Raw genomic sequence first — 26,083 nt, 5'->3', positions numbered from 1 at the left:
CAAAAGACACTTCCTGATGAGGGATTTTTTTACGCTAATAAACCAAAACACTGGTGCGCAATTTCGTATTCCTCATTGGTCGGAATCACCAGGATTTTTACCTTCGATTCATCTGAACTGACATCAGCAATCCCACCAGAATATTCCAGATTGCTTGCTTTGTTCATGTCGATACCCAAATAGTTTAACTCTTCACAAACTGCTGCCCGCATAGATTTGTCGTTTTCGCCAACACCTGCTGTAAAAACAATGGCATCTAAACCATTTAAAACGGCAGCATAGGCACCAATAAATTTCTTAATGCGGTAGGCATATAATTCAAGTGATAATATTGCACCATCTTTACCTTCGGCAGCAAGTTTGCCGATATCACGCATATCGCTCGAGCCACCCACACCCAACAATCCTGATTGTTTGTTAAATAAAGTGCTCAGCTGATCGAGGCTGTAACCTGCATGTTCAATCAAATGAAAAATAACAGATGGATCGATATCGCCAGAGCGTGTACCCATTACCAGCCCGCTTAATGGTCCAAAACCCATGCTTGTATCAATTGATTTGCCGTCGCGAACGGCCGTCATGCTACAACCATTACCCAAATGGATGGTAATGATTTTTGAATCTTTTTTATCCAGCCACTTGATGGCTTGCTCGCTCACATACTTGTGGCTGGTGCCATGAAATCCATAAACCCTAATGCCATGTTCTTTATAGTACTGATCAGGAATGGCATATCGAAAGGCTTGCTGCGGAATGGTTTGATGAAAAGCGGTATCAAAAACAGCCACTTGTTTTGCATTTGGAAAAGTTTGTTCAGCTACCTCGATACATTTTAAATTTACCGGATTATGAAGCGGCGCAAGTGAGAACAGTTTTTTAATCTGATTTTTAACTTCCTCAGTAATCAAGGTTGGACCAGAAAAATGCTCTCCTCCATGCACCACGCGGTGGCCTACGGCTGCAATATCATCCGGACTGGCTATTACCGCCTGTTCTCCTTCGGTTAATAAGGCCAAAACCTGGCTCAAACCATCGCCATGATCAGCAATGAAATCTGTTTTCTCGGTTACAAATTTCTCTGCATCGCTAAATACGGTGTGTTTAATATATGATCCTTCGATGCCAATGCGTTCCACCAATCCGCTACAGATGGGGGCTTTCACTGGCATTTTAAAGAGCTGATATTTTAGGGAACTACTCCCTGAATTGATGACTAAAATGTTCATGTTAATTTTATAAATCCTGGCATTGTATTGCCGTAATCACTACCGTGTTAAAAATATCGTCTACCGTACAGCCACGGCTTAAATCGTTAATTGGCTTATTTAAACCCTGCAACATTGGGCCGATGGCTAAAGCACCAGTTTCTCTCTGCACTGCTTTGTAAGTGTTATTTCCTGTATTTAGATCAGGGAAAATTAATACACTCGCCCTGCCGGCAACCTCAGAGTTTGGCATCTTCTGTCTGCCCACAATTGGATCAACCGCTGCATCATATTGAATAGGACCTTCGATTTTCAACTCCGGATATCTTTCCCTCACAATTGCGGTAGCTTCTCTTACCCGCTCTACGTCTTCACCTTCGCCTGATGTGCCCGATGAATAGGATAACATGGCGATTCTTGGCTCAATGCCAAATTTGGCACTGCTTTCGGCTGATGAAATGGCTATTTCGGCAAGCTGCTGTGCGGTTGGGTTTGGGTTTACAGCGCAATCGCCAAAAATGGCTACACGTTCTGGCAAACACATGAAAAATATAGATGACACCACAGAAACACCTGGCCGGGTTTTAACGAATTGTAACGCAGGGCGGATGGTGTGTTGCGTGGTATGAACCGCACCCGAAACCATTCCATCGGCATCGCCTTTGTAAACCATCATGGTGCCGAAATAGGATACATCGGTCATCATATCGCGGGCCATTTCAAGGTTTACATTTTTAGCCTTACGCAACTCATGCAAAGTTTCTACATACCCATCGTATTGCTCAGAATGCGCTGGATTATGGATGTGAATGGCGTTTGCATCTAAATTTAAGCCAAGTCGTTTAATTGAATTTCCAATTTCTACCGGATCGCCCAACAAAGTAATGTCGACAATATCCTGAGCAATGAGTTTTTCTACCGCCTTCAATATCCGTTCGTCATTTCCCTCAGGTAGAACAATATGTTTTTTCTCCCGTTTAGCCCATTTCACCAATTGGTACTGGAACATGTGCGGGGTAATTCCCTGGTAACTGAAAGTGATAATCTTATCATCTAGCGCTTTTAAATCAACATGTTTTTCGAAAATATCGATGGCCAGTTCAATTTTCTTTTTATTATCGATAGTAATTTTAGAGTGGATGGACCCAATAGTTGTAGTCGTTTCAAAAGTGCCTTTTTGTACCGCAATAATTGGGATAATGGTTTGCAAACCCTCGATTAATTTAATCATCGGCTCATCAGGCAAACTGCCTGCTGTGAGTACGATGCCCGCGATTTTTGGATAGTTGGCTGAAAGATTGGCCTGCAGTGAACCAATGATGATATCGCCTCTATCTCCAGGTGTTACAATTAACAAGTTATCTTTAATGTGCCTCAAAAAATTGGGCAGCATCATCGCACCGGTTACAAAATTATCTACCTGGTTATCCAATAAATCTGCTCCGAATAAAATTTCAGCGTCTAAAGCTGCTGCAATTTCTTTCATTGTAGGGCTTTGCAAGCCACTTTCAATTGGAATTACTGCTATCAATAATTCAGGCGGTAATTGGTTAGTTAAGGCTTGTTTAATCCGCTCGGCTTCCTCCGGATTAACCATATTGGCCACAACACCCAACACCTGAACATCTCTTAACAAAAAGTTCCGGTATATATTAATGGCACTTTTAAATAACTGGCTTGCTGTTTTCCCTTTTCCGGAGACTACGATTAATACAGGAGCACCAAGGTTTTTCGCCATCAGGGCGTTTGATTCAAATTCAAAGGCACTGCCTTCGCCCAGGAAATCGCTTCCTTCAATAACCGTAAAATCGTAATTATCTTCCAGCTTTTTGTATTTACTGATGATGGTATTAATAATCGTCCCGCTATCTTCTGCCTGGTGCAGCATATCCTGTCGCGTAAATGCGAAAGCATCTTCATAACGGATAGGAAGCGAAAAATAGTCGAGCATGGCTTCAACATGTTCATCCCTTTTGCTAGGATCTTCTTGTGCAATGATGGGTTTGAAATAACCTACTTTCTGGGTTTTAGCCAGCAGCATATTAATCATGCCAAATGCAATCACTGATTTTCCGGTATAGGGTTCTGCAGATGCGATAAAGATGTTTTTCGTCATAAAAAATAGGATAATACTGATTACAATAACCAACTTTCGCCAATATAGTTGATAATTTTTTTAATTCTATATTAAAAAATAAATCCGCAGGATTTAGCTCAGGCATAGAAATGACGTAGCTTAAGAAAAGATATTTTTATATTGGCAGCATGAAACCCATCATCACTATTGAATATTGCCCAAAATGCGGCTGGATGCTTCGGTCGGCTTATATGGCGCAGGAATTATTAAGTACCTTTACCGACGAGATTAAGGGCGTAATGTTGGTTCCGAGTGAAACCGGTGGTGCATTTTATGTTTCTGTAAACGAGGAATTAATTTTCGACAGAAAGGCGATGGAACGATTTCCGGAAATCAAAGAATTAAAACGTTTGGTTCGTGATCATGTAAGTCCCGGTATGGACTTGGGGCACAGCGATCATAAATAAACCTAGGCGTTTGATTCAATAATTAATTTTAAGGTTTTCAGCCTGTAAATTAGTGGTTGGTTAACTTTAGAAGTAAGATTTGCCTTTAATGGCTGAAAGTGGCTTTGCAGAAAATGATCGTAATCACTTATTTCAGTGGCCTGATTTAAAAAGATGGGCACTTGTTGTTTGCCAGCATTGGCGAAAAAATCTTCCAGCTCCTGAAGTTCCTGCATTGTCATGAGGTAAAGTTACAAATGAAAATTCAGTCCATTCCCAAAAAAACAGAATTTGTTTTTAAATCGCTAGCGCTCAGAAAGATCATCTTTATGCACAACCTCAATAGCTGATAATCTGCTTTTTATTAAATAACTAAAACCTTTTTTACGAATCTGCGTTTCTGATTTGCCTAACTATTCTAATCGAGATGCATCCTTATGACTGAAACAAACACTGAATTATTTCGCAAAATTGGTGAAAGTTCTAGCGATGGTTATTTCATCTATAACTTACAAACCGAACGTTTTATCTATGTAAACGCCGGCCTGGCCAACATTTGGGAAGTAGAAAAAGAATCCATTCTATATCATCCAAATCTACTTTTTGAATCTGCACATGATGATGACCGGGAGCATATTGTTTCCTGTTACGAAGAGTGCCTAGAAGATATGGCGCCTAAAAAGTATGAGTTTCGGTTGAGTTTTCATGGTAAAAGGGAGAAATATGTAAAAGCAAGCATCTATCCCTTTGAGCAGTCGGAAATAATTTTATGTGGTATTGTGGAAGACATAACGGTTGAGAGACAGAATAAACTCCATATCGAACAAGTTAATTACCGTAAAAATATTACGCTTGAAGTTTTATCTCATGACTTAAAAGAACCTTTAGGAATGATGAAGTTAACGGCTTCATCAATGGAGAGAGGCATAGCCAGTACCGGCGATAAGGAACTTAAAGAGTCGCTTCGGTTTATTATGGATATGTGCGATCGGAATACGCGTTTGGTAAGAAGTGTGATTAATCATGAGTTCATTAAATCAAACGAAGTAGAAATTAGTAAAGACAGGTTGGAGCTGGTCTGGGAACTTAAAGATGCTTTAAGGTATTACCGCCGGTCGCAGCTTCGGGCAGTCAGGAATTTTAAATTTAAGAGCAATAAAGATAAAATCTACCTTCCGCTTGATGGAATGAAATTTTTGCAGGTGATCAATAACCTGGTATCAAACGCGATAAAATTTACTGATGAAAACGGTACAATTGGAATTGCTGTAAATGATTTGGGCGAAAGTGTGATCATTTCGGTACATGATGATGGAAGAGGAATACCCGAAGAGATCAGATCAACTTTATTTGAACGAGGCAAACAAGGTTTTAAAGCTGGCCTGCAAGGCAAAGATTCTGGCGGTTTGGGAATGGGCATTATCTATAATATTGTAAAGCTTCACGGCGGAAGAATCTGGTTTGATACCGAGACTGGAAAAGGAACTACATTTTATGTAGAATTACCCAAATAAATACTTAAATAAGCGCAAAAAAGCCATTTTCCGTACTTATCGAAATTGGCCTGTTTTCTGAATTACATTCCTTCAATTATATTTGGTTTATGATCAAAATAATCCTGGTAGATGACCATCACTTAATGCGTGAGTCGCTTACCGCACTTATGGATAAATACGAATCGGTTGAGGTGGTAGCAGATGTTGCTAACGGACGTGAGCTGCTTGATTTGATAGATACTGGCATTCAGGCTGATATCATTTTATCAGATGTCTTAATGCCCGAAATGGATGGTATTGAAATGATTCCACTGATCAAAAAGAAGTCTAAAAATCTTAAAGTTGTTCTTTTAAGTGTTTTGGAGGATGAAAAGTATCCATCCAATGCTTTCTTGGCAGGTGCAAACGGATACCTGTTAAAGAGTGTGGGTGCTGATGAACTATTATTTTGCCTGCAACATGTAATGAAAGGCCATCGCTATGTTTCATCCGCTTTGTGTATTTCTATACTGGAAAGGTTTAATAAACAGTTGGTTATGCTTTCTCCCGAACAAAATCACAGGCTTCAGTTTTCAGAGCGGGAGTTAAGTGTGCTCAAACTTATCGGCGAGGGAATGACTAATCAGGAAATGGCTGATAAGCTATTTTTGAGCAGGCGAACTGTTGAGGGATTAAGGCAGGCACTCATCGATCGGACAGGTTGTAAAAACACAGCAGCACTCGTACGGTTTTCCATCTTAAACGGTTACGCAGTTTAAAAAAAGCCCGAATTTCTAAGCAGAAATCCGGGCTTTTTTAAATTCAGTATATTATTGCGTAATAATACTTATTGTCCAATTTCTTTAGGGATTCAGAATTTTCAATTGTTCATTCTAAGGGAGTTTGAGCAAACGTTCAACCATCGAAACGAGTTCTTCAATTTCAAAAGGTTTATTTATTATTCCATCCTCTTCTGCATTCGTTTCGGTGAGCTGGCTTGCAAGCATGGCCGAAATAAGAATTATAGGTAAGTGCTTTGTTTCCGTTCGGTGTTTCAGTTCTCTGCAAAGGATTCTACCATCATATTGTCCCAATTGTATATCTAAAAGTAAAATATGCGGATTAAAGGCTGTAATGGTGGAAAATAAGTCTGTTGCAGAAAAAATAGACAAGGCTTCGTAACCTTCTTCTTTCATAATTAAGGCCAGTGCTTCCGCATTTGAATAATCATCATCAAGAATTAAAACCCGCTTGCTCATTTTAATCGACCGTTTGTCTACTCGCCTAAATTAATATCTATAAACGGAACAATTTAAGTATAAATACGTTGCCTACTACGTGTTTTTTACGGTTTTAGGTAACGATTTTGTTGAGTTTAGGCTACTTATCCCTGTGTAAAAAAGTTGTTGATGTTGAGCAATCGCTTCAAATATTGCAACTGATTACTTAATTTAAGGGATAAATAATTGAAATATGGAAAAAAACCTAGACTATGTTAAAATTCCTAATTTCCTAAACCGCATTAAAAGCGAATGGCCAGGAATGATCGATCGTTTTGAATTTAAAACGCCGACGGTAATTTATGTTCATCTAAAAGAAGGAATCTCTAGTATTGATTTTCTTGGAAGATTATCTAAGAAAGTTGAACGAATGATAGATTTCACAATACCAATCATCTTATACCACATTGAACGAGATGGAATGAATTTAAGGTCGCATCCCATTAATTGGTATTCTACCATTCGTTAATTTTTTCTAAACGGGACAGTTCTTATTGTCCCGTTAAAATAATTTAAGCTTTAGATTTTGATATGCTTGCTGTATAAATTACAGCGGCAGCCAGCACTGCAGTTAAGAAAAAGCCTTCTACCACATTTGCTTTTTTGTTCCTCTTAAATCCTTTATACATTTTATAAGCGGCGATACCACCTAAACCAGCAAGTTCAAAATTTATAGGATTGATGCTTTTTGATGCCGGCGAATGTTTGAAAGTTTTATTTACGCTCGAATCTGCCAGATTTAAGCTTTTTGACAGCCTTTTTTCTAACGAAGGTTTAGTAAGATAAATGCCTAAACCCATACCTGCTGCGCTAAGTATATCAAGCAATAATTGGTACGGTTTGTTTGTAGTTTTTAATGTCATATCGTTTTTTTTTTTAAGCCTGAGCAGATATTTTTTGTTTCGTCAAACATTTTACAATATTTATTGTCTTGATTGTCACTATCCCTATGATAAAAATGGAACAAGGCAGAAGACCCGAACAAATGGAATATAGCGCCAAGGCTAGTTTCTATTGTATATTGATTGCTTTTTTATTAGCAATAACTTTTTCTGTTATTCAGCCGTTTTTTCCTGATGAAATTGGTGCATTGGAGTTGGCAGTGAAGAATATAACTGCCATTGAAGCGAATTAAGCGATCTGTTAACCCTTAAAATTTTTCTGATCGCTCTTTTTTAATGGATCTTCTCCCTGGCCAGCTTTCGATTCGAGTATCTTTTTCTTGATTTTATTGGCTTCTTCATAATGGTTTAATAAAGTTGGTTTTGTCAACTCGGCAAATGCAGCAATATCAGCATCTTTAGATTTTGCAGCGGCTGCGAAAAGATCAATTGTAGTCTGGCGGTCTTTGATAATGGTATCAATAAAAAATTCATTTTTGCCATCCTCTTTAAAAGTTTCTAATCTTTTAATTGTTTGTATTTTTGAATCTGGTAATGTGCCAGGCAAACTGAAACCCTTCTTTTTAGCCAGGTTTTTCAACGCACTACCAGAAGCAGTTTGATCCTTTACCAGCGTATTGGCAAATGTTAAAATATCATTTGTAGCACCCAGCTGGATAATTTTGTTTCCGATTTCTACATCAGCCATTTCAATGATTGCTGCACTTTTTAAGAACTCAATATCTGCTTCATCGAGCTTTGCAGCATTTTCGTTTTTGGTAATTCCGGTATCTATCTCTATCGCATTTTCATTAGAATCGGAAGATTTTTCCCCGGTTTTTTCTGAATTACTACAACTTAAAAAAAAAGTTAATGCAAGTGCTGCTAAAGTAAAATTGGTAAGTTTCATATATCATTCTTTTAAAAAATCAACACCGTTTACTTTTTAAAGTTTCGATAAATTTAAAATAGCCGCTAATTGCATTATTTCAGAAAAATAAAAAAGCTCATGATTAACATGAGCTTTTTTTGTGTCAGGTTCTCTAAATCTGTTTAAAATCTTCGGTTAGCGGCATATTGTTCATCTGCCTGTCAATCCATTCTGATGCGTAGGCGGCAACTTCTTCCCAGCCAGGTTCATTACAGATATAGTGGCTTCGTCCCTGAAATTCCTTCAAATCTGTTACGCTATTTTCATCCGTGTAAGCCTGCTGTTCTTTCTCAATTAAAGAAGCCGGGCAGATCATATCTTCCGAGGCAGCAATGAGCAGGAGTGGTGCGTGGGGCAATTCAACATCAATATCTGCCGAATCAGTCATGCAGGTTCTGAAAACATTTCTGCTATCCGGAGTAGCGGTTCTTTCAAACTCAATCTGCGCTTGTGCATCAGTTAAAGTATTTGCGAAAGCGCCTTTGAAAGTTTCCAGATCCATCGGAATTGGTTCATTTCCTTTTAATGGATTTGCAATGGTTGCGGCATTTTTGAAAAACGACCAGTCGAAAGTGATCATTTTATTTGGCGCTACAGAACAGATGGCAACTGCCGAACTCACCACACCTCTTGCAAGCAAAAGCTGTGCAATTAAACCACCAACGGAGTGGCCAATGATAATTGGTTTTTCATCAAGTTTTAAAATTTCAGTTTCAATTGGCGTGATGATGTCATCCAGTTCCAAATCGCCTAATTGTTCAGGAATATGGTTTCGTAAAGCTGCAGGTTCTCCATCATGATAGGGCCATGCCGGCGCAATACACGTATAACCTTTCGATTCGAAAAAATTAATCCAGCCTTCCCAACTTTTTGGGTTCTGAAACATGCCGTGTACAAATATGATTGTCTTTTTCATAGTATAGATTTTGTAATAATGACAAGCAGTTTCAAATATTTGTTTAGCATTGTCAAAAAAATTGCATAGCTATAAGGAATGCAATTTTTATTAAAAAAAAAAGACCTCCAAAACTGGAAGTCTTTTACTTGGCTGAAAGAACTTTTTATTCCTCTGCAGCCTGAGTGTTAATGGCGCCTTCGGCTATTTGCGTCAATATAGCGTCAGTAGCCTTTTCGTTTTCTAACGTTTGATTAAGCAAGGCAGCCACATCCGTATGGCCCATATTTTCTGCAAATACTGCTAAGGTACCATAGGTCGCAATTTCGTAGTGCTCAACTTTCTGTGCTGCCAAAATTAATCCCGCATCCCTAATCATTGTACCTTTATCTGTTTCTTCGATAATTCCATTTGCTTCTTCAAGCAATCCAGCCATGGCGTCACATTTTTTTGCTGCAGCCTTTTCATCTAGTGATGAGAAAATTTCCTCCAGCGTAAGAATATGCTGCTCTGTTTCCTGAGCATGTTTTTCAAAAGCATTTGCCAGTTCAGGGCTTGTAGCTGCTTTTTTAAATTTTGGAAGCGCCTTTGCCAAATGCTTTTCTGCCCAATAAATATCCTTCAATTCGTCAACGAAGAATTTATGGAACGCTGAATCTTCCATTTTACCTGTATTACCTATTGGTGTTTTGCTTGTTTTTTTCGTTTTTGCTGTAGTTGCCATAATATTATATTTAGGTTGATGTTTGATACATAACTGAATTAAATGCACATAGTTTTATGGTTTGAAACGTTGCGTAGAAATACATTGATGAGCCGTATTGCGCAACGTTAACTACCTGCCTTTATCAATTGATTAAAGATTTAAATACGTGAATTTTCGAAAGCAAAACTTTCTCGAAATCATGCGATTGTGTGTAGAAAAATAAGATGGATTTAAAATTGGTAATTGGAATAACGGCTGGCGTATTAACTGCATTGGCCATCATCCCGCAGATTGTTAAAACATTGCAAACCAAAAAGGCAGCTAATGTCTCGCCGTTTATGTTTGTCGTTTTACTCACCGGAAATGGTTTATGGTTTTATTACGGAATGTTAATTATGGATTGGCCCATTCTCATCACAAACGCTTTTTCTTTTTCAATGGATGTTTTAATGCTGATTTTAAAATATCGCTACCGGAATAATTATTAAGCTAAATTCATAAACACAAAACCCTTATCGGTAGAAATGGTTGTTAATAAAAGATTAAGGATATGGAAAATGGAAATCCCAAAGGGGAACAAGAAAAGCAACAGACAAAGGATGAAAGCAAAACAGGCGTAATTCCGGATAATGATTTGGCTGGAAGCGACGCCGATAAGGCCTATGCCGAAGACGGAACGTTTAAGCAACTTGATGATAAAGATACCGATCAAAAAGGTGCCGACGCGGATGCCGATCAATAAATAAAAAAGCCTTCCCAATATTAGGAAGGCTTTTTTTATGCTCGGTAATAAGCATCATTTTTATAATTTTTTAAATTCTTTTTAAGCTCAAGCCTGGCCTGGTGGATGTGGGTTTTTACCGTACCAATGGGTAAACCAAGTTCTTCGGCTATCTCGTGATATTTATAACCTTCAAAATATCGAACGAATGGATCACGGTAAGCTTTAGGAAGTTTATCTAACGCTTTCTGAATGTCGCTCATCATAAACTTGTTCTCCGCCACATTCCTTGTAGCGCTATGACTCAAATTTGCGTAAGTAATTTCTTCTTCCGTAGTAATCAGTGCGTTTTTCTTTGCTGTTTTGCGGTAATCGTTAATAAACGTGTTACGCATAATTACGAAAAGCCATCCTTTTAGGTTAGAACCTTCCTCAAACTTATGGAAGAATCTAATTGCCTTCATCAGGGTGTCTTGTACCAGATCATTTGCATCATCTAGGTCTTTCGTAAACTGAAGAGCGTGAGAGCGTAGCGAGCTCGCATTGCTGTTAACAATGCTGCTAAATTCTGTTTTGTTCATAGGTTTGATTTTTAGGTAATGTGCCTAAATATTGACAAACATCATACCGCTAACGTCGTATGTTATTTATTCGCGTAGTATTACTGATGGAACTTTTAATTTTTTTAATTAAAAAACATCATGTAAACATTCCTAAGCCATATTAGCGTGAATTCGTCGGTTATGGCAGCAAAAAGTACCTGAAATCAGATGGCTAACATATATTCTTAGCGATACGAATCCGGTGTAGGCTAATTACTTCAAAATAGGCAATCCAAGACTTTTGCAACAAATACGAGGGCCTATAAAACTAAAAATGTTAGTATTTTGTGGATAAAAAGCTCGTCCTGAAAACTAAATTTATTAGTATTTTTGATTCAATGGTTTTAGTCGGGGTGGTAAATTAATGAAAGAAAAGTGATGGACAAGGAAAAACAGATTATTCATATGGACCAGGATGCGTTTTTTGTATCGGTGGAGCTCAGGAAAAACCCAAAGCTAATAGGCAAACCTGTAATTGTTGGCGGCAATGCTGATCGGGGAGTGGTTACCTCATGCAGCTATGAAGCCCGGAAATTTGGCGTTCATGCTGCAATGCCTGGGCGGATGGCAAAACAGCTCTGTCCGCAGGCTATTTTTGTTAGGGGCAATATGGATGATTATTCGAAGGCTTCGCATGAAATTACGGAGATTATTGCCGATCGAGTTCCGCTATTTGAAAAAGCCAGTATCGATGAGCATTATATCGACATGACCGGAATGGATAAGTTTTTCGGTTGTATGAAATTTTCGTCGGAATTACGACAGACAATTATTAAAGAAACGGGTTTACCCATTTCCTTCGGCTTATCGGTAAATAAAACAGTATCTAAAATCGTAACCAATGAATGTAAGCCTAATGGCGAAAAAGAAATTCCTTTTCCGGAAGTACGTGACTTTTTAAACCCGCTTGCCATACATAAGATACCGGGCATTGGTGATGCTACATTTAAAAAATTGAGTGAAATGGGCGTTCGAAAGATTCAGACACTTGCTGAAATACCTCAGGATTTGATGTTCAAGATTTTAGGACAGCATGGTTTAGGACTTTGGCAAAAGGCGAACGGCATAGATTTCTCTCCGGTGGTACCGTACAGAGAACGCAAATCAATTGGTACGCAAACAACTTTTGAGAGCGATAGCATGGATATTTCGAAGATGAAGGCCATACTGAGCGGAATGGTTACCAATTTAACCTATGAACTTCGGAGTCAGCAGAAACTCACGGCCTGCATAACCGTCACCATTCGTTATTCGAATTTCGAAACCGTAACCCAACAATCACGGATTCCATATACCGCACTCGATTCATTTTTAATTGCCAAGGCACATGATCTGTTTAAAAAGCTGTATTCTAAACGGATGTTGCTGCGGTTAATAGGGGTCAAACTTTCACATTTGGTAAGTGGTTTCGAACAAATTGGTTTATATCATACTTCAGAGGAGGAGTATGATTTATATCAGGCAATGGATAAGGTGCGGAATCACTATGGAATTGAATCGGTGGTAAAGGCCTGTATCGTGAAGGGCCCTGAAAGAGATGAAAACGGCAAGGTAATTAAATATAATCCCCGGAAAAATAAACTCAAAACGCCTGTGGAAGGTGAAACCGATAAAACTGAGGAGCGCAAAAAATCGAGAATCAGAACCTTCATTAATGCTGAATTAGGAACGGCCACCAAACTGGATTAATTACTGAAAACTGCAAACTGAGAACTGCAAACTGAATATGTTCCTTAACGTACATTCATCATATAGTTTAAAATACGGAACGATTGATGTGAAAGAAATCGTGAGGCAAGCTCGTGCTTTGGGAGTTCGACAAATGGTTCTAACAGATATCAATAATTCTACTGGCGCAATGGAGTTTATTCGCGAATGTTACCAGCAGGGCATTTCCCGCGAAGCGGATGATATTCAGGCGGGTAATATTCCCTATCAAATTAAACCAATTGCCGGTATTGAATTTAGAAGAGACAACCATCTGTTATACGTCGGTATCGCCAGAAACAAAGAGGGAATGCGTGAACTCAATGAGTTTTTAAGCCACCACAATATAGAAGGTACACCTCTGCCCAGCGATGCACCTTCGCTTTCTGATGTATTTTTCATTTATCCTTTTACAAAAAACTTCAATCGTGAGCTGAAACTAAATGAATTTGTGGGGATAAAAGCGAAACAGCTTAATCATCTGTATCAGCACCAACTGCTTGGCAAAAAAGAAAAACTGGTTGTTTGGCATCCGGTTACCGTGAGTAATAAGGTCGAATATCGTTTGCACGAATATTTAAGAGCCATCGAATTGAACACGCTCTTAAGTATGGTTCCTGAAGATGCGAAATGTAGCCATGAGGAGGTTTTGATTACTGAAGAACAATTAAAAAGCAGTTTCGATAGGTTCCCCTTCATCATTGAAAATACGCAGAGGCTGATGGATCATTGTGATCTGAGTGTTTACTTTGAATCGGGGCCCCAGCCAACATCGAAAAACAGATTTTCTTATAGTAAAGAAGGTGCAGCATTCGACCAGAAATTGCTGCGAAGAATAGCATACAAAGGATTGGTTTATCGCTACGGACCTGATAATAAGGTTGCGCAGGAGCGAATGGAGAAAGAACTACGCATCATCGAACTTAAGAACTATTGCGCCTATTTTCTAATCACTTTCGATATTATTCGTTACGCCATCGGCAGGTGTAATTTCTATCATGTGGGTAGAGGTTCTGGCGCCAATAGCATCGTTGCTTACTGTTTGCGTATCACAGATGTTGATCCTATAGCGCTTGACCTGTATTTTGAGCGGTTTCTCCACGAAAAGCGGACTAGTCCACCTGATTTTGATATTGACTTTGCCTGGGATGAACGCGAAACCATCCAAAAATATATCTTCAACAAGTACCCAAAATGGCATGTTGCATTTCTAGGGACCATGAGTACTTTCAAAGACCGGGCGATTATTCGGGAGATAGGAAAGGTGTTGGGCCTGCCTAAAAGTGAGATTGATAGTTTTAGTGATCCCACGAAGGAAAGAGAGAATCAACAGAATGCAACGTATAAAAAGTTGGCAGCGGTACATCGCTACATGCAAAATATGCCCAACCAGCGGTCTATTCATGCCGGTGGAATCCTGATTTCTGAAGAACCGATAACCTACTATACTGCGCTGGATATGCCGCCAAAGGGATTTGTTACCGTACAGTGGGATATGTATGAAGCCGAAGCAATTGGTTATGAAAAGTTCGATATTTTAAGTCAGCGGGGAATTGGTCACATCCGCGAGGCTGTGCAAATTATTAAGCGAAACTGCGATCACGATATCGATATTCACGATTTTAAAACGTTTAGAAATGATCCGAAACTAAATGCGATTTTACGCGAAGGTCAGCCCATTGGATGTTTCTATATTGAATCGCCGGCAATGCGACAACTATTAAAAAAACTGAAATGCGAAGATTACTTAACCCTGGTTGCGGCCAGTTCCATCATCAGGCCAGGCGTTGCAAGTTCAGGAATGATGAAATCATTCATTGAGCGCTACCATGCACCCGATAAGGTGGTTTACCTCTGCGAAGAAATGAAAACGCAACTCAAAGAAACCTACGGGGTGATGGTTTATCAGGAAGATGTGATTAAGGTTTGCCATTATTTTGCTGGCCTCGATCTGGCTGATGCTGATGTTTTGCGTAAGGCAATGAGTGGAAAGTATCGATCTAAGCTTGCTTTTGATGAACTGGTAAACAAGTTCTTTGCATCGGCCCGGAAAAAAGGGCATAGCGAAAAGCTAATTACTGAAGTGTGGCGCCAGATTTCTTCATTTGCTGGTTACAGTTTTTCGAAAGCACATTCTGCCTCCTTTGCAGTAGAGAGTTACCAGAGCCTGTACTTAAAAACTTATTACCCGAAAGAGTTTATGGTTGCCGTTTTAAATAACTATGGCGGTTTTTATACGCGTTGGGTTTACGTTCACGAGTTGCAAAAAACAGGAGCGAAGGTGCATTTGCCATGTGTTAACCATAGCGACGAAGTGGTGACTATTAAAGAAAACGATGCTTATTTAGGCTTTGTTGGCATACAAGGATTAGAGCAGAAATTGATCGAACTTATACCGAAAGAACGGCAGTTAAACGGCGCTTATCCGAATCTCGAACAGTTTGTCAAACGGACTCAAATTACCTTAGAACAGGCAATATTGCTAATTCGGTTAGGCGCTTTGAGGTTTACCGGAAAAGATAAGAAAACCTTGCTTTGGGAAATTTATAACTACTTGGGGCATAAACAAAAACGGATCAATTCGGCGGAGCTTTTTAGTGTAACGCAAAAGAGTTATACATTACCTGAGCTGGAAAATTCAGCACTTGAAGATGCCTATATTGAATGGGAACTGTTGGGTTATCCTTTAAATTTCAACATGTTCGATTTCCTGAAAACGAGCTATCGCGGAGATGTGATGGCTGCCGATATGCATCAGTACATTGGCAAAACCGTTCGGATGGTAGGCAACTATGTATGTGAAAAAACGGTTCACACCATTAAAAATTCCAAAATGTGGTTTGGTACCTTTTTAGATCATAACGGAGATTTTTTCGATACCACACATTTTCCAAACTCAACGCCGATATATCCCTTTAAAGGGAAGGGCTGTTATTTAATATTAGGTAAAATTGTTGAAGATTTTGGTTTCCCGAGCATAGAGGTTTTAAAGTTCGCCAAGCTAGATATTATGATGAATCCGGTTGCGGTTGATTAATCACAGAAGTATGAATATAAAATTGAAAAAGGATTGGTATTCGGCAGTTGTTTACCCTCAGAAGGGAATTATTAATAAAGTCAAATCAAATTCAGAAGCTCATATTATGATCATAGAATGAGGCTATTTAAATGAATCTCTTTTTTTAAAAAGGGCAACTTTCTTTGTTTCAGTAAAATGATGAGCCGATTAGGTGAATTAATCGGCTCATCATTTACCTTTTTTTTGAGCCGAATAAATCGTATATTCGGCTCATGAGATATAATTGGGAGCTTTCTGATTGGCCAAAGTTCAGTTATTCTACTGACAAAATTTCTGGGAAGTTGTATGATTTTGCACAACAAACTGGCGAAGTTAATGCTTTGTTAAAAGCATTACCCAGTAATCTTCGAACAGAAACTCTTCTAGAAACAATTTTATCGGAGGCAATAAAAACCTCAGCGATTGAGGGAGAATTCTTAAGTAGAGAAGATGTTATGTCATCTATTAAGAATAACTTAGGAATAAATAAAATTGCTGAAATAGTTAAAGATAAACGAGCTTCTGGCATAGCTGACTTGATGATTGATGTAAGAAATACTTATGAAGCCCCCCTGGAAGAAAGTACGTTGTTTCATTGGCATATATTACTACTTGGAGAAAACAGCCGGGTTAACGTAGGTGCTTGGAGAAAGAGTAACGAGCCAATGAGGGTGATTTCGGGAGGTTTAAATAAAGAAATAATTCATTTTGAAGCTCCACCATCTGCTCTGGTTTTACATGAAATGAGAGTGTTTTTAAGATGGTTTAATGAAACTATGCCTGGAGGCATAAATGAGCTTAAAGATCCTGTAATAAGATCGGGAATCGCTCATTTATATTTTGAAAGCATTCATCCTTTTGAAGATGGGAATGGGAGAATAGGTCGTGCCATAGCAGAAAAGGCACTATCGCAAACATTAGGAAGGCCAGTTATGCTAAGCTTATCTAAAATAATAGAAAGGAACAAAGCTGCTTATTATAATGCATTGAAAAATGCCCAGGAAAGCAATGATATTTCTGATTGGTTGAGTTATTTTGTTGATTTGGCATTGACAGCTCAGTTTGATGCTAAAGAGATGATTGATTTTACACTTAATAAAATCAAGACTTTTGACTTATTTAAGAACAGATTTAATGAACGGCAGGTAAAGGTTCTACAAAAAATGTACAGCTTTGGTCCAGATGGTTTTGAAGGCGGAATGACTGCGAAAAAATACATCTCGTTAACGAAAGTGTCTAAAGCTACAGCAACAAGAGATTTGCAAGAGTTGGAAAAATTAGGTGTGCTTATAGTTTCAGGCGGAGGCAGAAGTATTCATTATAAATTAAATGTTGCTCAAATCCATGATTAACATCAAAGCTGAAATAGAGAAATTCGACCAAATGGGCGAAAAAACAGGTTGGAGTTATGTTTTTATTCCGGCAGATGTTGCGAGTAAAATCAAACCAGATTGTAAGGTCAGTTTTAGGGTAAAAGGAAAAATTGATGCATTGGAAATTAGTGGCGTGGCAACCATACCAATGGGAGCGGGCGATTTTATTATCGCATTAAAGGCAGCGCTTCGAAAGAAACTAAAAAAGGAGGCGGGAGCTAAAATTGAATTATGGCTGGAAGAGGATCAGGATTTTAAAATTGATATACCAGAAGATTTGGAAATGTGTTTGGCTGATGACGACGGATTGCTGGATGTGTTTTTAGCGCAGCCAAAATCGCATCAAAATTATTTCATTAGGTGGATCAATGAAGCAAAAACAGAAACGACCCGGACTAAACGATTGGCGATGACGGTAGATGCGATGGTGAAGAAACAAGATTTTGGTGCAATGATCAGAGAAAACAAAGGAAAAAAGTCTTAAGTCCGTAGTCGAAAGTCTTAAATGGCAAAGGAAGTATTTTCATTACATTTTAAGTTCATCCAAACTTTTAACTTTTACTTTCAACTCCTTAACTCCGACTATAATTCCTAAACCAACTATTTACTTTCATTTGAATCACACCCAGAAAAGCCTCTCTAAAAATTTTTGTGCTCATTTTCGATGTGCCTTCTGTTCTATCCGTAAAGATAATGGGAACTTCAACCACTTTAAAACCAAACTTAATCGCCGTAAACTTCATTTCAATTTGGAAAGCATAACCCACAAAACGAATTTTATTAAGCGGAATGGTTTCTAATACAATCCTGCGGTAACATTTAAATCCCGCTGTAGCATCCTGGATGGTAATACGGGTAATAAACCGAACATACATCGAGGCGAAATAAGACATTAGCACACGACCCATCGGCCAGTTTACCACATTAACACCCTTTACATACCTCGAGCCCACAGCCACATCTGCACCTTGAACACAGGCATCTCTCAGCCGCGAAAGATCATCAGGATTATGAGAAAAATCGGCATCCATTTCAAAAATGTATTGATAATCTCGTTGCAAAGCCCAGTTGAAACCATAAATGTACGCTGTTCCTAAACCCTGTTTGCCAGCACGTTCTTCTATAAAAAGATGCCCATCGTATTCAGATTGTAGCGACTTAACAATATCAGCCGTTCCATCCGGCGATCCATCATCTATAATTAATACGTGAAAAGGTTGTGTTAAAGAGAATACCTTGCGGATAATCTTTTCAATATTTTCCTTTTCATTATAAGTTGGGATGATTACTAAACTATCAGACACTATTAATTAAGATTTTAGAATAACGATAGACCATTTATTGGAATGGGGCGAAATTAGCTATTAAAAATCAAAAGCCGGAAATTTTCTTTCTGGCCTTTGATGATTTGATTTCGAATTGATTTATCTCACTTCACCCATCAACTTTTTAACCAGTTGAGAAAAGGCAATTAAAGCCACCCCCGCAATGAGCGAATAAAGCGCAAGCGATTTGTAACCTTCGGTATAGGCTACCAATTTAGTCATTAACGAGGCGTTATCAATGCTTGACATCTCCGCACCGAGTTTACCAGCAGCAAGCTGGCCAAATGCACTCGATAAAAACCAAAGTCCCATCATCATTCCAAACATTTTCTTTGGCGAAAGTTTGGTGATGATTGACATGCCAATCGGCCCTAAACAAAGTTCGCCGAGGGTTAGCAGCAGGTAAGCCAATGTGAAAATATTCAGTGAGCTAATGCCTTGATCGTTTGCAAAAAACCGGGTGGCATAGAATACATAAAAACTGAGCGCCAGTAATAAAAATCCGATTCCGAATTTAACCACTGTGTTGGGTTCAATTTTTCGTTTGTACATACCAATCCACAATAAACCAACCAGCGGACTAAATACGATGACAAAAAATGAATTCACACTATTGTTTACCACATTTGGATCGATGTTAAAAAACAGTAAGTTATGATCTAAATTGTCTTTAGCAAAAAGTGATAAAGAGCCACCGCTTTGCTCAGAGATGGCCATAAAAATAAAATAGCAGAAAATAAATACAAAAGCTGCAATCAGTTTATATTGAGCTTTAATATCTTTAATCATTGCGGTTTCGTAAATGAAATAAATCAGCGCCACAATGCCGATGGTATACATGAAGTAATCTGTATAGGCCGTGTTTTTTACCATTATAAAAATGAGCGGAATACAGAGCAGGGAACCCACATAAACGGCAATTTCGTAAGCAGTCCGTTTTGTTTTTTCTAAGTTTAATAACGGCGAATTACCAATCGGGCCCAGAAACTTCTTGGTGAAAATAAAGGTGCCTAAACCGAAAGCCATTACTAAGGCCGCAGAAAGAAAACACAAATGCCATGAAACATACTTGCCAAGGTAAATGCACATTGCACCACCTAAAAGGCCGCCAACGTTAATTCCGGCATAAAAGAGCCCGTAACCAGCATCTCTTCTGTTATCTTTTTCGTGGTATAATTCACCAACCATTGATGAGATATTTGGTTTGAAAAAGCCAGTCCCAATGATGGATAAAGTTATACCGACATAAAATAAATCCTGAGGAGAAAAAGCTAAAATCAGGTTACCAATAATCATCAATGATCCACCCCAAAAAAGCGACTTACGGAATCCTAGAATTTTATCAGCGAATATTCCGCCGATAAAAGTGAAAGCATACACAAAAGCCTGGATAGCGCCGTACTGTAGATTGGATTTCTGATCGCTCAAGCCCAATTGATCAACCATGAAAAAAGCTAAAACACCACGCATTCCATAGAAGCAGAAACGTTCCCACATCTCTACTAACGATAAATACCAAAGTTGTTTTGGGTACTTACCCTCAAAGTTTTGAATCGCTTCTAAAGTTTCGATAGAAGGCGTTTTTTCTGTTGCGATTTGCATGTTATTTTACCCCGTGCATTAGTTTTTTAATGATAGGAGTGAGGAGCATAATGAAAATACCTAAACCTATTGGAATCAAAGTGAAAATCAAAAAGAATGTCGACATGGAATATTTTGCCGTAATCTTATCAATTTCTCCCCCCATCGTTCCGGCAATTTTATTACCAATGGCGATAGCCAGATACCAGATTCCAAACATAATACCAATCATTCTGCCTGGAACCAATTTCGATACATAAGACAGACCTACCGGAGAGATAAATAATTCACCCATGGTATGAAAGAAATAGGCCAAAATAAGCCAGATCATACTCACAGATGCAACTTTTGCTCCAGATGGAATGGAACTTGAGCCATAAGCCAGGGCTGCGAAACCAATTCCTAATAAAATCATTCCCAACCCATTTTTAACCGTTGCCGTAGGATTAAATTTGCTCTCCCAAAGTTTTGATACAATTGGTGCACAGGAAATAATAAACAATGAATTTAATACGCCAAACCAAGTTGCCGGAACTTCTGCCTTAACATCGGCATACTGATTTTTGAGCATGTAAATAACTAAACCCCAAATAATGGCAAAACCTGCCGCCAGGATAATATTTCCTAAAGCGAATTTGGCAAAAGTTTTTCTGAATAGGCTAAAAAGCACATAAGTAATGATAACCAGCGGGATTATCGTAATTAAGGTATTGGCAACATTAAATATAATTTTCGCATTTCCTTCCAGCAATCTGGCCGTATAATCTTTTGCGAAAATTGTCATTGAACCGCCCGCTTGCTCAAACGATGCCCAAAAGAAAATGGTGATAAAAGCAAGGACAATAACCACAATCATTTTGTCGCGAAGTTGCGGAGTATATTGCGCAATTCTCTTAATCAAAATAAAAATGAATAGTATTAGCGCAACAATAATGGCTACGTTGTCTCCTGTTAAGCTGCCAACACTAAAATTAAACACAGTTGATCCTGTAATTTTAGAAGCCGGGTCATTGATAATCCAAACCAATCCGATGATTGAAATTAACCCAATAAGAACAATGTCGAAAACCGAAAAAGGATTTCTTTTAGCTTCTGCCGGATCTTCATCTTCATCAACAACAACATTATTTTTTTCTGGTTTTAGTCCAATTGAGCCAAAAATATTTTTGGTGAAGTAGAACTGCAGCATACCCACAAACATGAAAATACCCGCTAAACCAAAACCATAACTCCATCCCCAATTTGGATTTTCACCAATGTAGCCACATAAAAGCATTCCTAAAAAGGCACCAGAATTAACACCCATGTAAAAAATTGTATAAGCGCCATCTTTCTTTTGAGGATGTTTTTTATACATGTGAGATAAAATGGAAGTCATATTTGGTTTAAAGAATCCATTTCCGGTTACCAAAAGACATAACCCTAAGTACATGAAAATCGGGTTGAACTCAAAAGCCATAGATAAGTGGCCTAACGTCATCAGTAAAGCGCCGAGAATTACGGCCCAGCGGTAACCGATAAATCTATCAGCAATGAAACCGCCTAAAATTGGAGTAAGGTAAGCCAATGAAGTATAAGAGCCATAAATAGCTAATGCGTGCTCTCTTGGCCATCCCCATCCCGGGTTGTCGCCAAACATTGATGAAGTTAAAAACAGAACGAGCAGCGCCCGCATGCCGTAATACGAAAATCTTTCCCACATTTCCGTAAAAAAAAGCACGAATAATCCTGCCGGATGACCCAATACCTTACTACTAAAGAAATCGTCTTTGGTTTCAATGGATGTTTGCATAAAACATTTGTTGGTGTTAGTTTATGAATTCAGAATTTGTGTGTTGTTAAGCTAGTTTGTAAGGCGCAATATAGGCAGTGAGCGGCAAACTCACAAATTTTTGCGTTAGGGGCGGATAATGAATCCGTTAAGAAAAGAAGAAATGCTAGAACTTTCTAATGGGTTTAACATTTTTTTTCGGATCGGCATAAAGTTCGTCCATCGCATTCGGATCATTATTAAGTTCCAGTCCTTCCTGAAATTTTAATTTTCCTCCGATGACTTTAAAACCATCGAAGGTGCCATCCGAACCATAATACTCAAATTTTCCAACCATTTCGGAATCAAATGGTGCCAGGTGATCAAAAACAATCATACCTGCTTTTCTATCAGACTTTAAAAACATGGCGTTTGATTTGGCATATTCAAATATGAATCTGTTTTTGTCTTTAATGTTTTTTCCATCGAAAACCGGCGCACCAAAAGTAGCTTTATCTTTATTGAAAGTTAATATTTCAATCACCTTTTTTGTTGTGGTTTGGTTATTGCCCTTCCATCCCAATAAAACATAATAGGGCAAACGAGTGCCGCTTACAACAGGAATAATCTCGTAATAACGGGCTCCAAACCACTTTTGGTTATCATCAATCGCATTCGGGTCTTTGATGTTTTCTGTTTGATCAATTAATGGAAAAAGCTTCAGCGGGCCGCTGTTTGTATTCATCTGAATAGCTCCATAATATCGGTACGTACCGTTCTCCAATTGCATGTACCAGCTTATGATTCGTAACGATTGGTCCGGAGACTTGATTACCGAAACATTTTTTAAAGAATCAAAAGGATAACTAAAGGAACTCGGTGTTTTCAAAGCCTCAACCAAAGTTTTAACAAACTTTCCGTTAAGATCCAGTTTTTTCTGATCAAAATTTTCTGCCATGGCGGCATTAGAGATTTTGATTAGCGTATCCTGAAAGACATTAAGTTTCTGATTACTTTGCTGGGCTTTTAGGTCAAAGCCAAACAAAGCAATCATTAAAAAAATATATACTGTTTTAATTCTCATTTATGATAAAAATGCTAAAGAAACAAACCGCATGTGTTACAATTTTTCGATTACAATCGCACTTGCACCACCGCCGCCATTACATATTCCGGCTACGCCGATCTTCCCATCGTTTTGTTCAAGAACAGAAAGTAAGGTGACTACAATTCTCGCACCGGAAGCGCCCAGCGGATGGCCGAGCGATACAGCGCCACCGTTTACGTTAACCTGATCGTCCGACAATTTTAATAATTGATTGTTAGCTATGGAAACTACTGAAAAAGCCTCGTTAATTTCAAAATAATCTACCGTTTTAATATCAATATTTGCTTTATGTAAAGCTAGAGGAATGGCTTTCGCCGGTGCCGTGGTAAACCATTCCGGCGCTTGTTGTGCATCGGCATAACCCAAAATTTTAGCCAATGGTTTAATGCCCAATTCTCTGGCTTTATCAGCGCTCATTAAAACCAATGCTGCCGCCCCATCATTTAGTGTCGAAGCATTTGCCGCAGTAACTGTTCCATCCTTCTTAAATACAGGTTTTAATCCTGGAATCTTTTCGAACTTAACAGCCGTTGGTTCGTCATCTGTATCAATTAGTGAAATTTCACCTTTTCTGTCCTTAATTTCAATTGGCGTTATTTCATTTGCAAATTTACCAGCAGTCTGCGCTGCTTGCGCTCTTTTATACGATTCAACAGCGAAGTTATCTTGCGCTTCACGGGTGATGTTGCATTCTGTAGCACAAAGCTCGGCTGCAGAACCCATATGATAATCATTGTAAACGTCCCATAAGCCATCTTTTACCAAACCATCAGTAACCTGCCCATGCCCCAATCGATAACCATTTCTAGCCTTGTCTAAATAATAAGGTACATTACTCATGCTCTCCATGCCACCTGCTAAAACAATTTCGTTATCGCCATTGGCGATGCTCTGCGCTGCAAGCATAATAGCCTTCGTACCAGAGGCACATACTTTATTTATGGTTGTTGCTGGTAGGTCAGGCAAGCCCGCAAATTTTGCGGCTTGTGTAGCTGGGGCTTGCCCAAGGTTAGCAGAAAGCACATTTCCCATGTAAACTTCTTGTACCTGTTCTGGTTTTAAACCTGCTTTTTCAATGGCAGCTTTAATTGCAAACCCACCCAATTGTGTAGCAGAAAACTGTGCCAACGAACCACCAAAGCTTCCAATCGGCGTTCTGGTAGCCGAAACAATTACAACTTCTCTCATGAATAAAAATTTTTATGAATTATTGGTTAGGTTGCTAAGTTATAAATATTTTAACATTGCAATAACGTATATCATGTCATTTTAGCGTAGGGGTAGGTGATATGCCATTTAATAACCAAAGCCGCAAAACTGCGGCTTTGGTTATTCTTCTTTTGGTTTTGGTTTTTTTCGCGTCTTTATCGCTTGATTAAGCAAAAACTCAATTTGTCCATTGGTGCTTCTAAATTCATCAGCAGCCCAGGTCTCTACTTCTTTCAATAAAGTATGACTGATTCTCAATACAAAAGCTTTTTTATCTTTTTCTGCCATCCCTCAACTAATTGCTTGAATACTGTATTTTGTTTTTAAATTAATTAGGAATAATTCCAACTCATCAATTTTATTTGAGCTGAATAAGACCTTTTTTCCATCCTTAAATTCAAATTGAAGCCCTTTCGAGTGATCGTTTAAAATGTAGGCTTTGTCTCTTAACTTAAACCAAAGTCTGTGTTTCACACCGTAGCCACCATATTCAGAAAACGCATCAAACTTTCTGACATAAGCTTTTTCAATGCTTTCCCACGGATAAACATTTCCTTTACGATGAAATGGGAAATATCTGTATGATAAACCATCTTGCGTAATCAATAAAGTAAGTTGGTTTTTTTGGATGATAAAAATAATTAAGAAAGGAAGAAAAATAGCAAAAACAGGGGCGAAATACATTGCCTGTAGTTCTTTGAAATTCAGTCCATCCTCAGAAAAAATGAGAATGGCTACTGTAGGAAATATGGTTAAGCCGGTAATGAGGTATAACCACCAAATTTTTAACCCTTGTTTTTCTTCGAATTTCATCTTATCAGTTATAAAGGGTTCCTGTATTTACCACAGGTTGTACATGCCGATCGCCACACAAAACAACCAACAGATTGCTCACCATGGCTGCCTTTCTTTCTTCGTCTAAATCGACAATACCTTTTTGGGATAACTTTTCCAACGCCATTTCAACCATTCCAACCGCGCCTTCTACAATCAGTTTCCTGGCGGCAATTACAGCCGTAGCTTGTTGGCGTTGTAGCATAGCACTTGCTATTTCCGGAGCGTAGGCCAAATGCGAAATTCTTGCCTCTAAAACTTCAATTCCGGCTCGCGATAACCTCTCGTTCAACTCATTTTCCAATAGCTCACTAACTTTTTCCGCACCATCTTTCAGCGTAATGCTATCTTCTTCGCCCTCAGAGTGGTCGTAAGGAAAAATATTTGCCAAATGCCTTACTGCAGCTTCACTTTGAATATTTACGTATTGCATATAGTTTTCTACAGAAAAAACTGCTTTGGCGGTTTCGTTAACTTTCCAAACTACAACAGCTGCAATTTCTATCGGGTTACCCAATTTGTCATTAACTTTAAGTTGCTGACCATTTAAGTTGTTAGCCTTTAATGATATTCTTCTTTTTGCAGTTAACGGATTCACCCAAAAAAATCCGTCGGCTTTCACCGTGCCAATGTATTTACCAAATAAGGTTAAAACCATTGATTGATTTGGATTGATGATTAAAAAACCGGGAAATATTAAGAATACATCGATAGCTAGCAAAACTCCGCCCCATAAAAAGTTTTCTGTTACGAAACAAAAAATAGAGGCGCCTAAAAGCGCAAGGCATAATACAAAAGTTAAATAACCTGATGGAGGACTGATAATTTTTTCTTGATACATGATTGATATTAATTTGATATCATAAAATAAAATATAAAATCTGGTAATTGCAAACAAAAACAGTAAAATGTATATTAG

The 26,083-nt window shown here is 38.5% G+C and carries 28 protein-coding genes; 11 read left to right on the top strand and 17 right to left on the bottom strand.

Annotated features, from left to right (window positions below; genetic code table 11):
- Positions 1-29: 29 nt before the first annotated feature.
- Complete coding sequence (locus R2Q70_RS20700) at positions 30-1,226, bottom strand: acetate kinase (RefSeq protein ID WP_316809452.1); 1,197 nt, start codon at positions 1,224-1,226, stop codon at positions 30-32.
- A 7-nt stretch (positions 1,227-1,233) separates the two neighbouring features.
- Positions 1,234-3,321 carry a phosphate acetyltransferase gene (pta, locus tag R2Q70_RS20695; RefSeq protein WP_316809451.1) on the bottom strand — a complete coding sequence of 696 codons (2,088 nt, stop codon included), beginning with the start codon at positions 3,319-3,321 and terminating at the stop codon, positions 1,234-1,236.
- Positions 3,322-3,470: 149 nt separating this feature from the next.
- Here pta and R2Q70_RS20690 point away from each other — a divergent pair, with 149 nt between their 5' ends.
- Positions 3,471-3,749, top strand: a complete 279-nt coding sequence (locus R2Q70_RS20690; protein ID WP_316809450.1) for an Rdx family protein — start codon at positions 3,471-3,473, stop codon at positions 3,747-3,749.
- 2 nt (positions 3,750-3,751) lie between these two features.
- Here the strand turns inward: R2Q70_RS20690 and R2Q70_RS20685 are convergent, their stop codons facing one another.
- On the bottom strand, positions 3,752-3,964 hold the full coding sequence (locus R2Q70_RS20685) for a DUF6965 family protein (protein ID WP_316809449.1): 213 nt from the start codon (positions 3,962-3,964) through the stop codon (positions 3,752-3,754).
- Between the two features lie 201 nt (positions 3,965-4,165).
- Between R2Q70_RS20685 and R2Q70_RS20680 the strand changes: the two genes are divergently transcribed.
- Together R2Q70_RS20680 and R2Q70_RS20675 are read left to right on the top strand one after the other, a co-directional pair.
- On the top strand, positions 4,166-5,242 hold the full coding sequence (locus R2Q70_RS20680) for a PAS domain-containing sensor histidine kinase (protein WP_316809448.1): 1,077 nt from the start codon (positions 4,166-4,168) through the stop codon (positions 5,240-5,242).
- 89 nt (positions 5,243-5,331) lie between these two features.
- A complete protein-coding gene (locus R2Q70_RS20675; protein WP_316809447.1) occupies positions 5,332-5,982 on the top strand; it encodes a response regulator transcription factor in 651 nt (216 codons plus the stop codon).
- 114 nt (positions 5,983-6,096) lie between these two features.
- On the opposite strand, the gene R2Q70_RS20670 is transcribed toward R2Q70_RS20675, so the two are convergent.
- A complete protein-coding gene (locus tag R2Q70_RS20670; protein ID WP_316809446.1) occupies positions 6,097-6,462 on the bottom strand; it encodes a PleD family two-component system response regulator in 366 nt (121 codons plus the stop codon).
- A gap of 214 nt (positions 6,463-6,676) precedes the next feature.
- Here R2Q70_RS20670 and R2Q70_RS20665 point away from each other — a divergent pair, with 214 nt between their 5' ends.
- On the top strand, positions 6,677-6,952 hold the full coding sequence (locus R2Q70_RS20665) for a hypothetical protein (RefSeq protein ID WP_010599681.1): 276 nt from the start codon (positions 6,677-6,679) through the stop codon (positions 6,950-6,952).
- Between the two features lie 43 nt (positions 6,953-6,995).
- On the opposite strand, the gene R2Q70_RS20660 is transcribed toward R2Q70_RS20665, so the two are convergent.
- The gene (locus R2Q70_RS20660; protein ID WP_316809445.1) at positions 6,996-7,346 is read right to left on the bottom strand and encodes a hypothetical protein; all 351 of its coding nucleotides are present in this window, start codon (positions 7,344-7,346) and stop codon (positions 6,996-6,998) included.
- 95 nt (positions 7,347-7,441) lie between these two features.
- On the opposite strand from R2Q70_RS20660, the gene R2Q70_RS20655 reads away from it, so the two are divergent.
- The gene (locus R2Q70_RS20655) at positions 7,442-7,618 is read left to right on the top strand and encodes a hypothetical protein (RefSeq protein ID WP_316809444.1); all 177 of its coding nucleotides are present in this window, start codon (positions 7,442-7,444) and stop codon (positions 7,616-7,618) included.
- 8 nt (positions 7,619-7,626) lie between these two features.
- Here R2Q70_RS20655 and R2Q70_RS20650 read toward each other — a convergent pair whose 3' ends face one another.
- From R2Q70_RS20650 to R2Q70_RS20640, 3 genes are all read right to left on the bottom strand, one after another.
- Positions 7,627-8,274 carry a DUF4142 domain-containing protein gene (locus tag R2Q70_RS20650; RefSeq protein WP_316809443.1) on the bottom strand — a complete coding sequence of 216 codons (648 nt, stop codon included), beginning with the start codon at positions 8,272-8,274 and terminating at the stop codon, positions 7,627-7,629.
- A 133-nt stretch (positions 8,275-8,407) separates the two neighbouring features.
- Complete coding sequence (locus tag R2Q70_RS20645) at positions 8,408-9,211, bottom strand: alpha/beta hydrolase family protein (protein ID WP_316809442.1); 804 nt, start codon at positions 9,209-9,211, stop codon at positions 8,408-8,410.
- 145 nt (positions 9,212-9,356) lie between these two features.
- Positions 9,357-9,914, bottom strand: coding sequence for a ferritin-like domain-containing protein (locus R2Q70_RS20640; protein ID WP_316809441.1), 558 nt, complete (start codon positions 9,912-9,914; stop codon positions 9,357-9,359).
- A gap of 206 nt (positions 9,915-10,120) precedes the next feature.
- Here R2Q70_RS20640 and R2Q70_RS20635 point away from each other — a divergent pair, with 206 nt between their 5' ends.
- Together R2Q70_RS20635 and R2Q70_RS20630 are read left to right on the top strand one after the other, a co-directional pair.
- Entirely contained in the window at positions 10,121-10,384 is a 264-nt protein-coding gene (locus tag R2Q70_RS20635; protein WP_316809440.1) for a SemiSWEET transporter, read from the top strand.
- Between the two features lie 62 nt (positions 10,385-10,446).
- On the top strand, positions 10,447-10,638 hold the full coding sequence (locus R2Q70_RS20630) for a hypothetical protein (RefSeq protein WP_316809439.1): 192 nt from the start codon (positions 10,447-10,449) through the stop codon (positions 10,636-10,638).
- A 35-nt stretch (positions 10,639-10,673) separates the two neighbouring features.
- On the opposite strand, the gene R2Q70_RS20625 is transcribed toward R2Q70_RS20630, so the two are convergent.
- Positions 10,674-11,198: an RNA polymerase sigma factor gene (locus R2Q70_RS20625; RefSeq protein ID WP_316809438.1), complete on the bottom strand. Its 525-nt coding sequence runs from the start codon at positions 11,196-11,198 to the stop codon at positions 10,674-10,676.
- Positions 11,199-11,597: 399 nt separating this feature from the next.
- Here R2Q70_RS20625 and dinB point away from each other — a divergent pair, with 399 nt between their 5' ends.
- From dinB to R2Q70_RS20605, 4 genes are all read left to right on the top strand, one after another.
- Positions 11,598-12,908 (top strand): DNA polymerase IV, encoded by a 1,311-nt coding sequence (gene dinB / locus R2Q70_RS20620; RefSeq protein WP_316809437.1) that lies wholly within the window; start codon positions 11,598-11,600, stop codon positions 12,906-12,908.
- Positions 12,909-12,945: 37 nt separating this feature from the next.
- Positions 12,946-15,963 carry a DNA polymerase III subunit alpha gene (gene dnaE / locus R2Q70_RS20615; RefSeq protein WP_316809436.1) on the top strand — a complete coding sequence of 1,006 codons (3,018 nt, stop codon included), beginning with the start codon at positions 12,946-12,948 and terminating at the stop codon, positions 15,961-15,963.
- 254 nt (positions 15,964-16,217) lie between these two features.
- Positions 16,218-17,336, top strand: coding sequence for a Fic family protein (locus R2Q70_RS20610; protein WP_316809435.1), 1,119 nt, complete (start codon positions 16,218-16,220; stop codon positions 17,334-17,336).
- On the top strand, positions 17,329-17,841 hold the full coding sequence (locus tag R2Q70_RS20605) for a YdeI/OmpD-associated family protein (protein WP_316809434.1): 513 nt from the start codon (positions 17,329-17,331) through the stop codon (positions 17,839-17,841). The genes R2Q70_RS20610 and R2Q70_RS20605 overlap by 8 nt, the downstream gene beginning before the upstream one ends.
- Before the next feature lie 88 nt (positions 17,842-17,929).
- On the opposite strand, the gene R2Q70_RS20600 is transcribed toward R2Q70_RS20605, so the two are convergent.
- The 8 genes from R2Q70_RS20600 to R2Q70_RS20565 all read right to left on the bottom strand — a co-directional run bounded on the left by R2Q70_RS20600 (position 17,930) and on the right by R2Q70_RS20565 (position 26,005).
- Positions 17,930-18,661, bottom strand: coding sequence for a polyprenol monophosphomannose synthase (locus R2Q70_RS20600; protein WP_316809433.1), 732 nt, complete (start codon positions 18,659-18,661; stop codon positions 17,930-17,932).
- A 120-nt stretch (positions 18,662-18,781) separates the two neighbouring features.
- Positions 18,782-20,284: a peptide MFS transporter gene (locus R2Q70_RS20595; protein WP_316809432.1), complete on the bottom strand. Its 1,503-nt coding sequence runs from the start codon at positions 20,282-20,284 to the stop codon at positions 18,782-18,784.
- Position 20,285: 1 nt separating this feature from the next.
- On the bottom strand, positions 20,286-22,055 hold the full coding sequence (locus R2Q70_RS20590) for a peptide MFS transporter (RefSeq protein ID WP_316809431.1): 1,770 nt from the start codon (positions 22,053-22,055) through the stop codon (positions 20,286-20,288).
- Positions 22,056-22,200: 145 nt separating this feature from the next.
- Positions 22,201-23,097, bottom strand: a complete 897-nt coding sequence (locus R2Q70_RS20585; protein WP_316809430.1) for a hypothetical protein — start codon at positions 23,095-23,097, stop codon at positions 22,201-22,203.
- 36 nt (positions 23,098-23,133) lie between these two features.
- On the bottom strand, positions 23,134-24,309 hold the full coding sequence (locus tag R2Q70_RS20580) for an acetyl-CoA C-acyltransferase (protein WP_316809429.1): 1,176 nt from the start codon (positions 24,307-24,309) through the stop codon (positions 23,134-23,136).
- Positions 24,310-24,450: 141 nt separating this feature from the next.
- Positions 24,451-24,618, bottom strand: a complete 168-nt coding sequence (locus R2Q70_RS20575) for an Arc family DNA binding domain-containing protein (protein WP_316809428.1) — start codon at positions 24,616-24,618, stop codon at positions 24,451-24,453.
- Positions 24,619-24,621: 3 nt separating this feature from the next.
- Positions 24,622-25,143, bottom strand: a complete 522-nt coding sequence (locus tag R2Q70_RS20570) for a hypothetical protein (protein WP_316809427.1) — start codon at positions 25,141-25,143, stop codon at positions 24,622-24,624.
- A 4-nt stretch (positions 25,144-25,147) separates the two neighbouring features.
- Positions 25,148-26,005: an SPFH domain-containing protein gene (locus R2Q70_RS20565; protein ID WP_316809426.1), complete on the bottom strand. Its 858-nt coding sequence runs from the start codon at positions 26,003-26,005 to the stop codon at positions 25,148-25,150.
- Positions 26,006-26,083 lie beyond the last annotated feature (78 nt).

It is taken from the genome of Pedobacter agri (assembly GCF_032678665.1).
Lineage (GTDB): Bacteria > Bacteroidota > Bacteroidia > Sphingobacteriales > Sphingobacteriaceae > Pedobacter > Pedobacter agri_A.
This window is presented reverse-complemented; position numbering and strand designations above follow the sequence as displayed.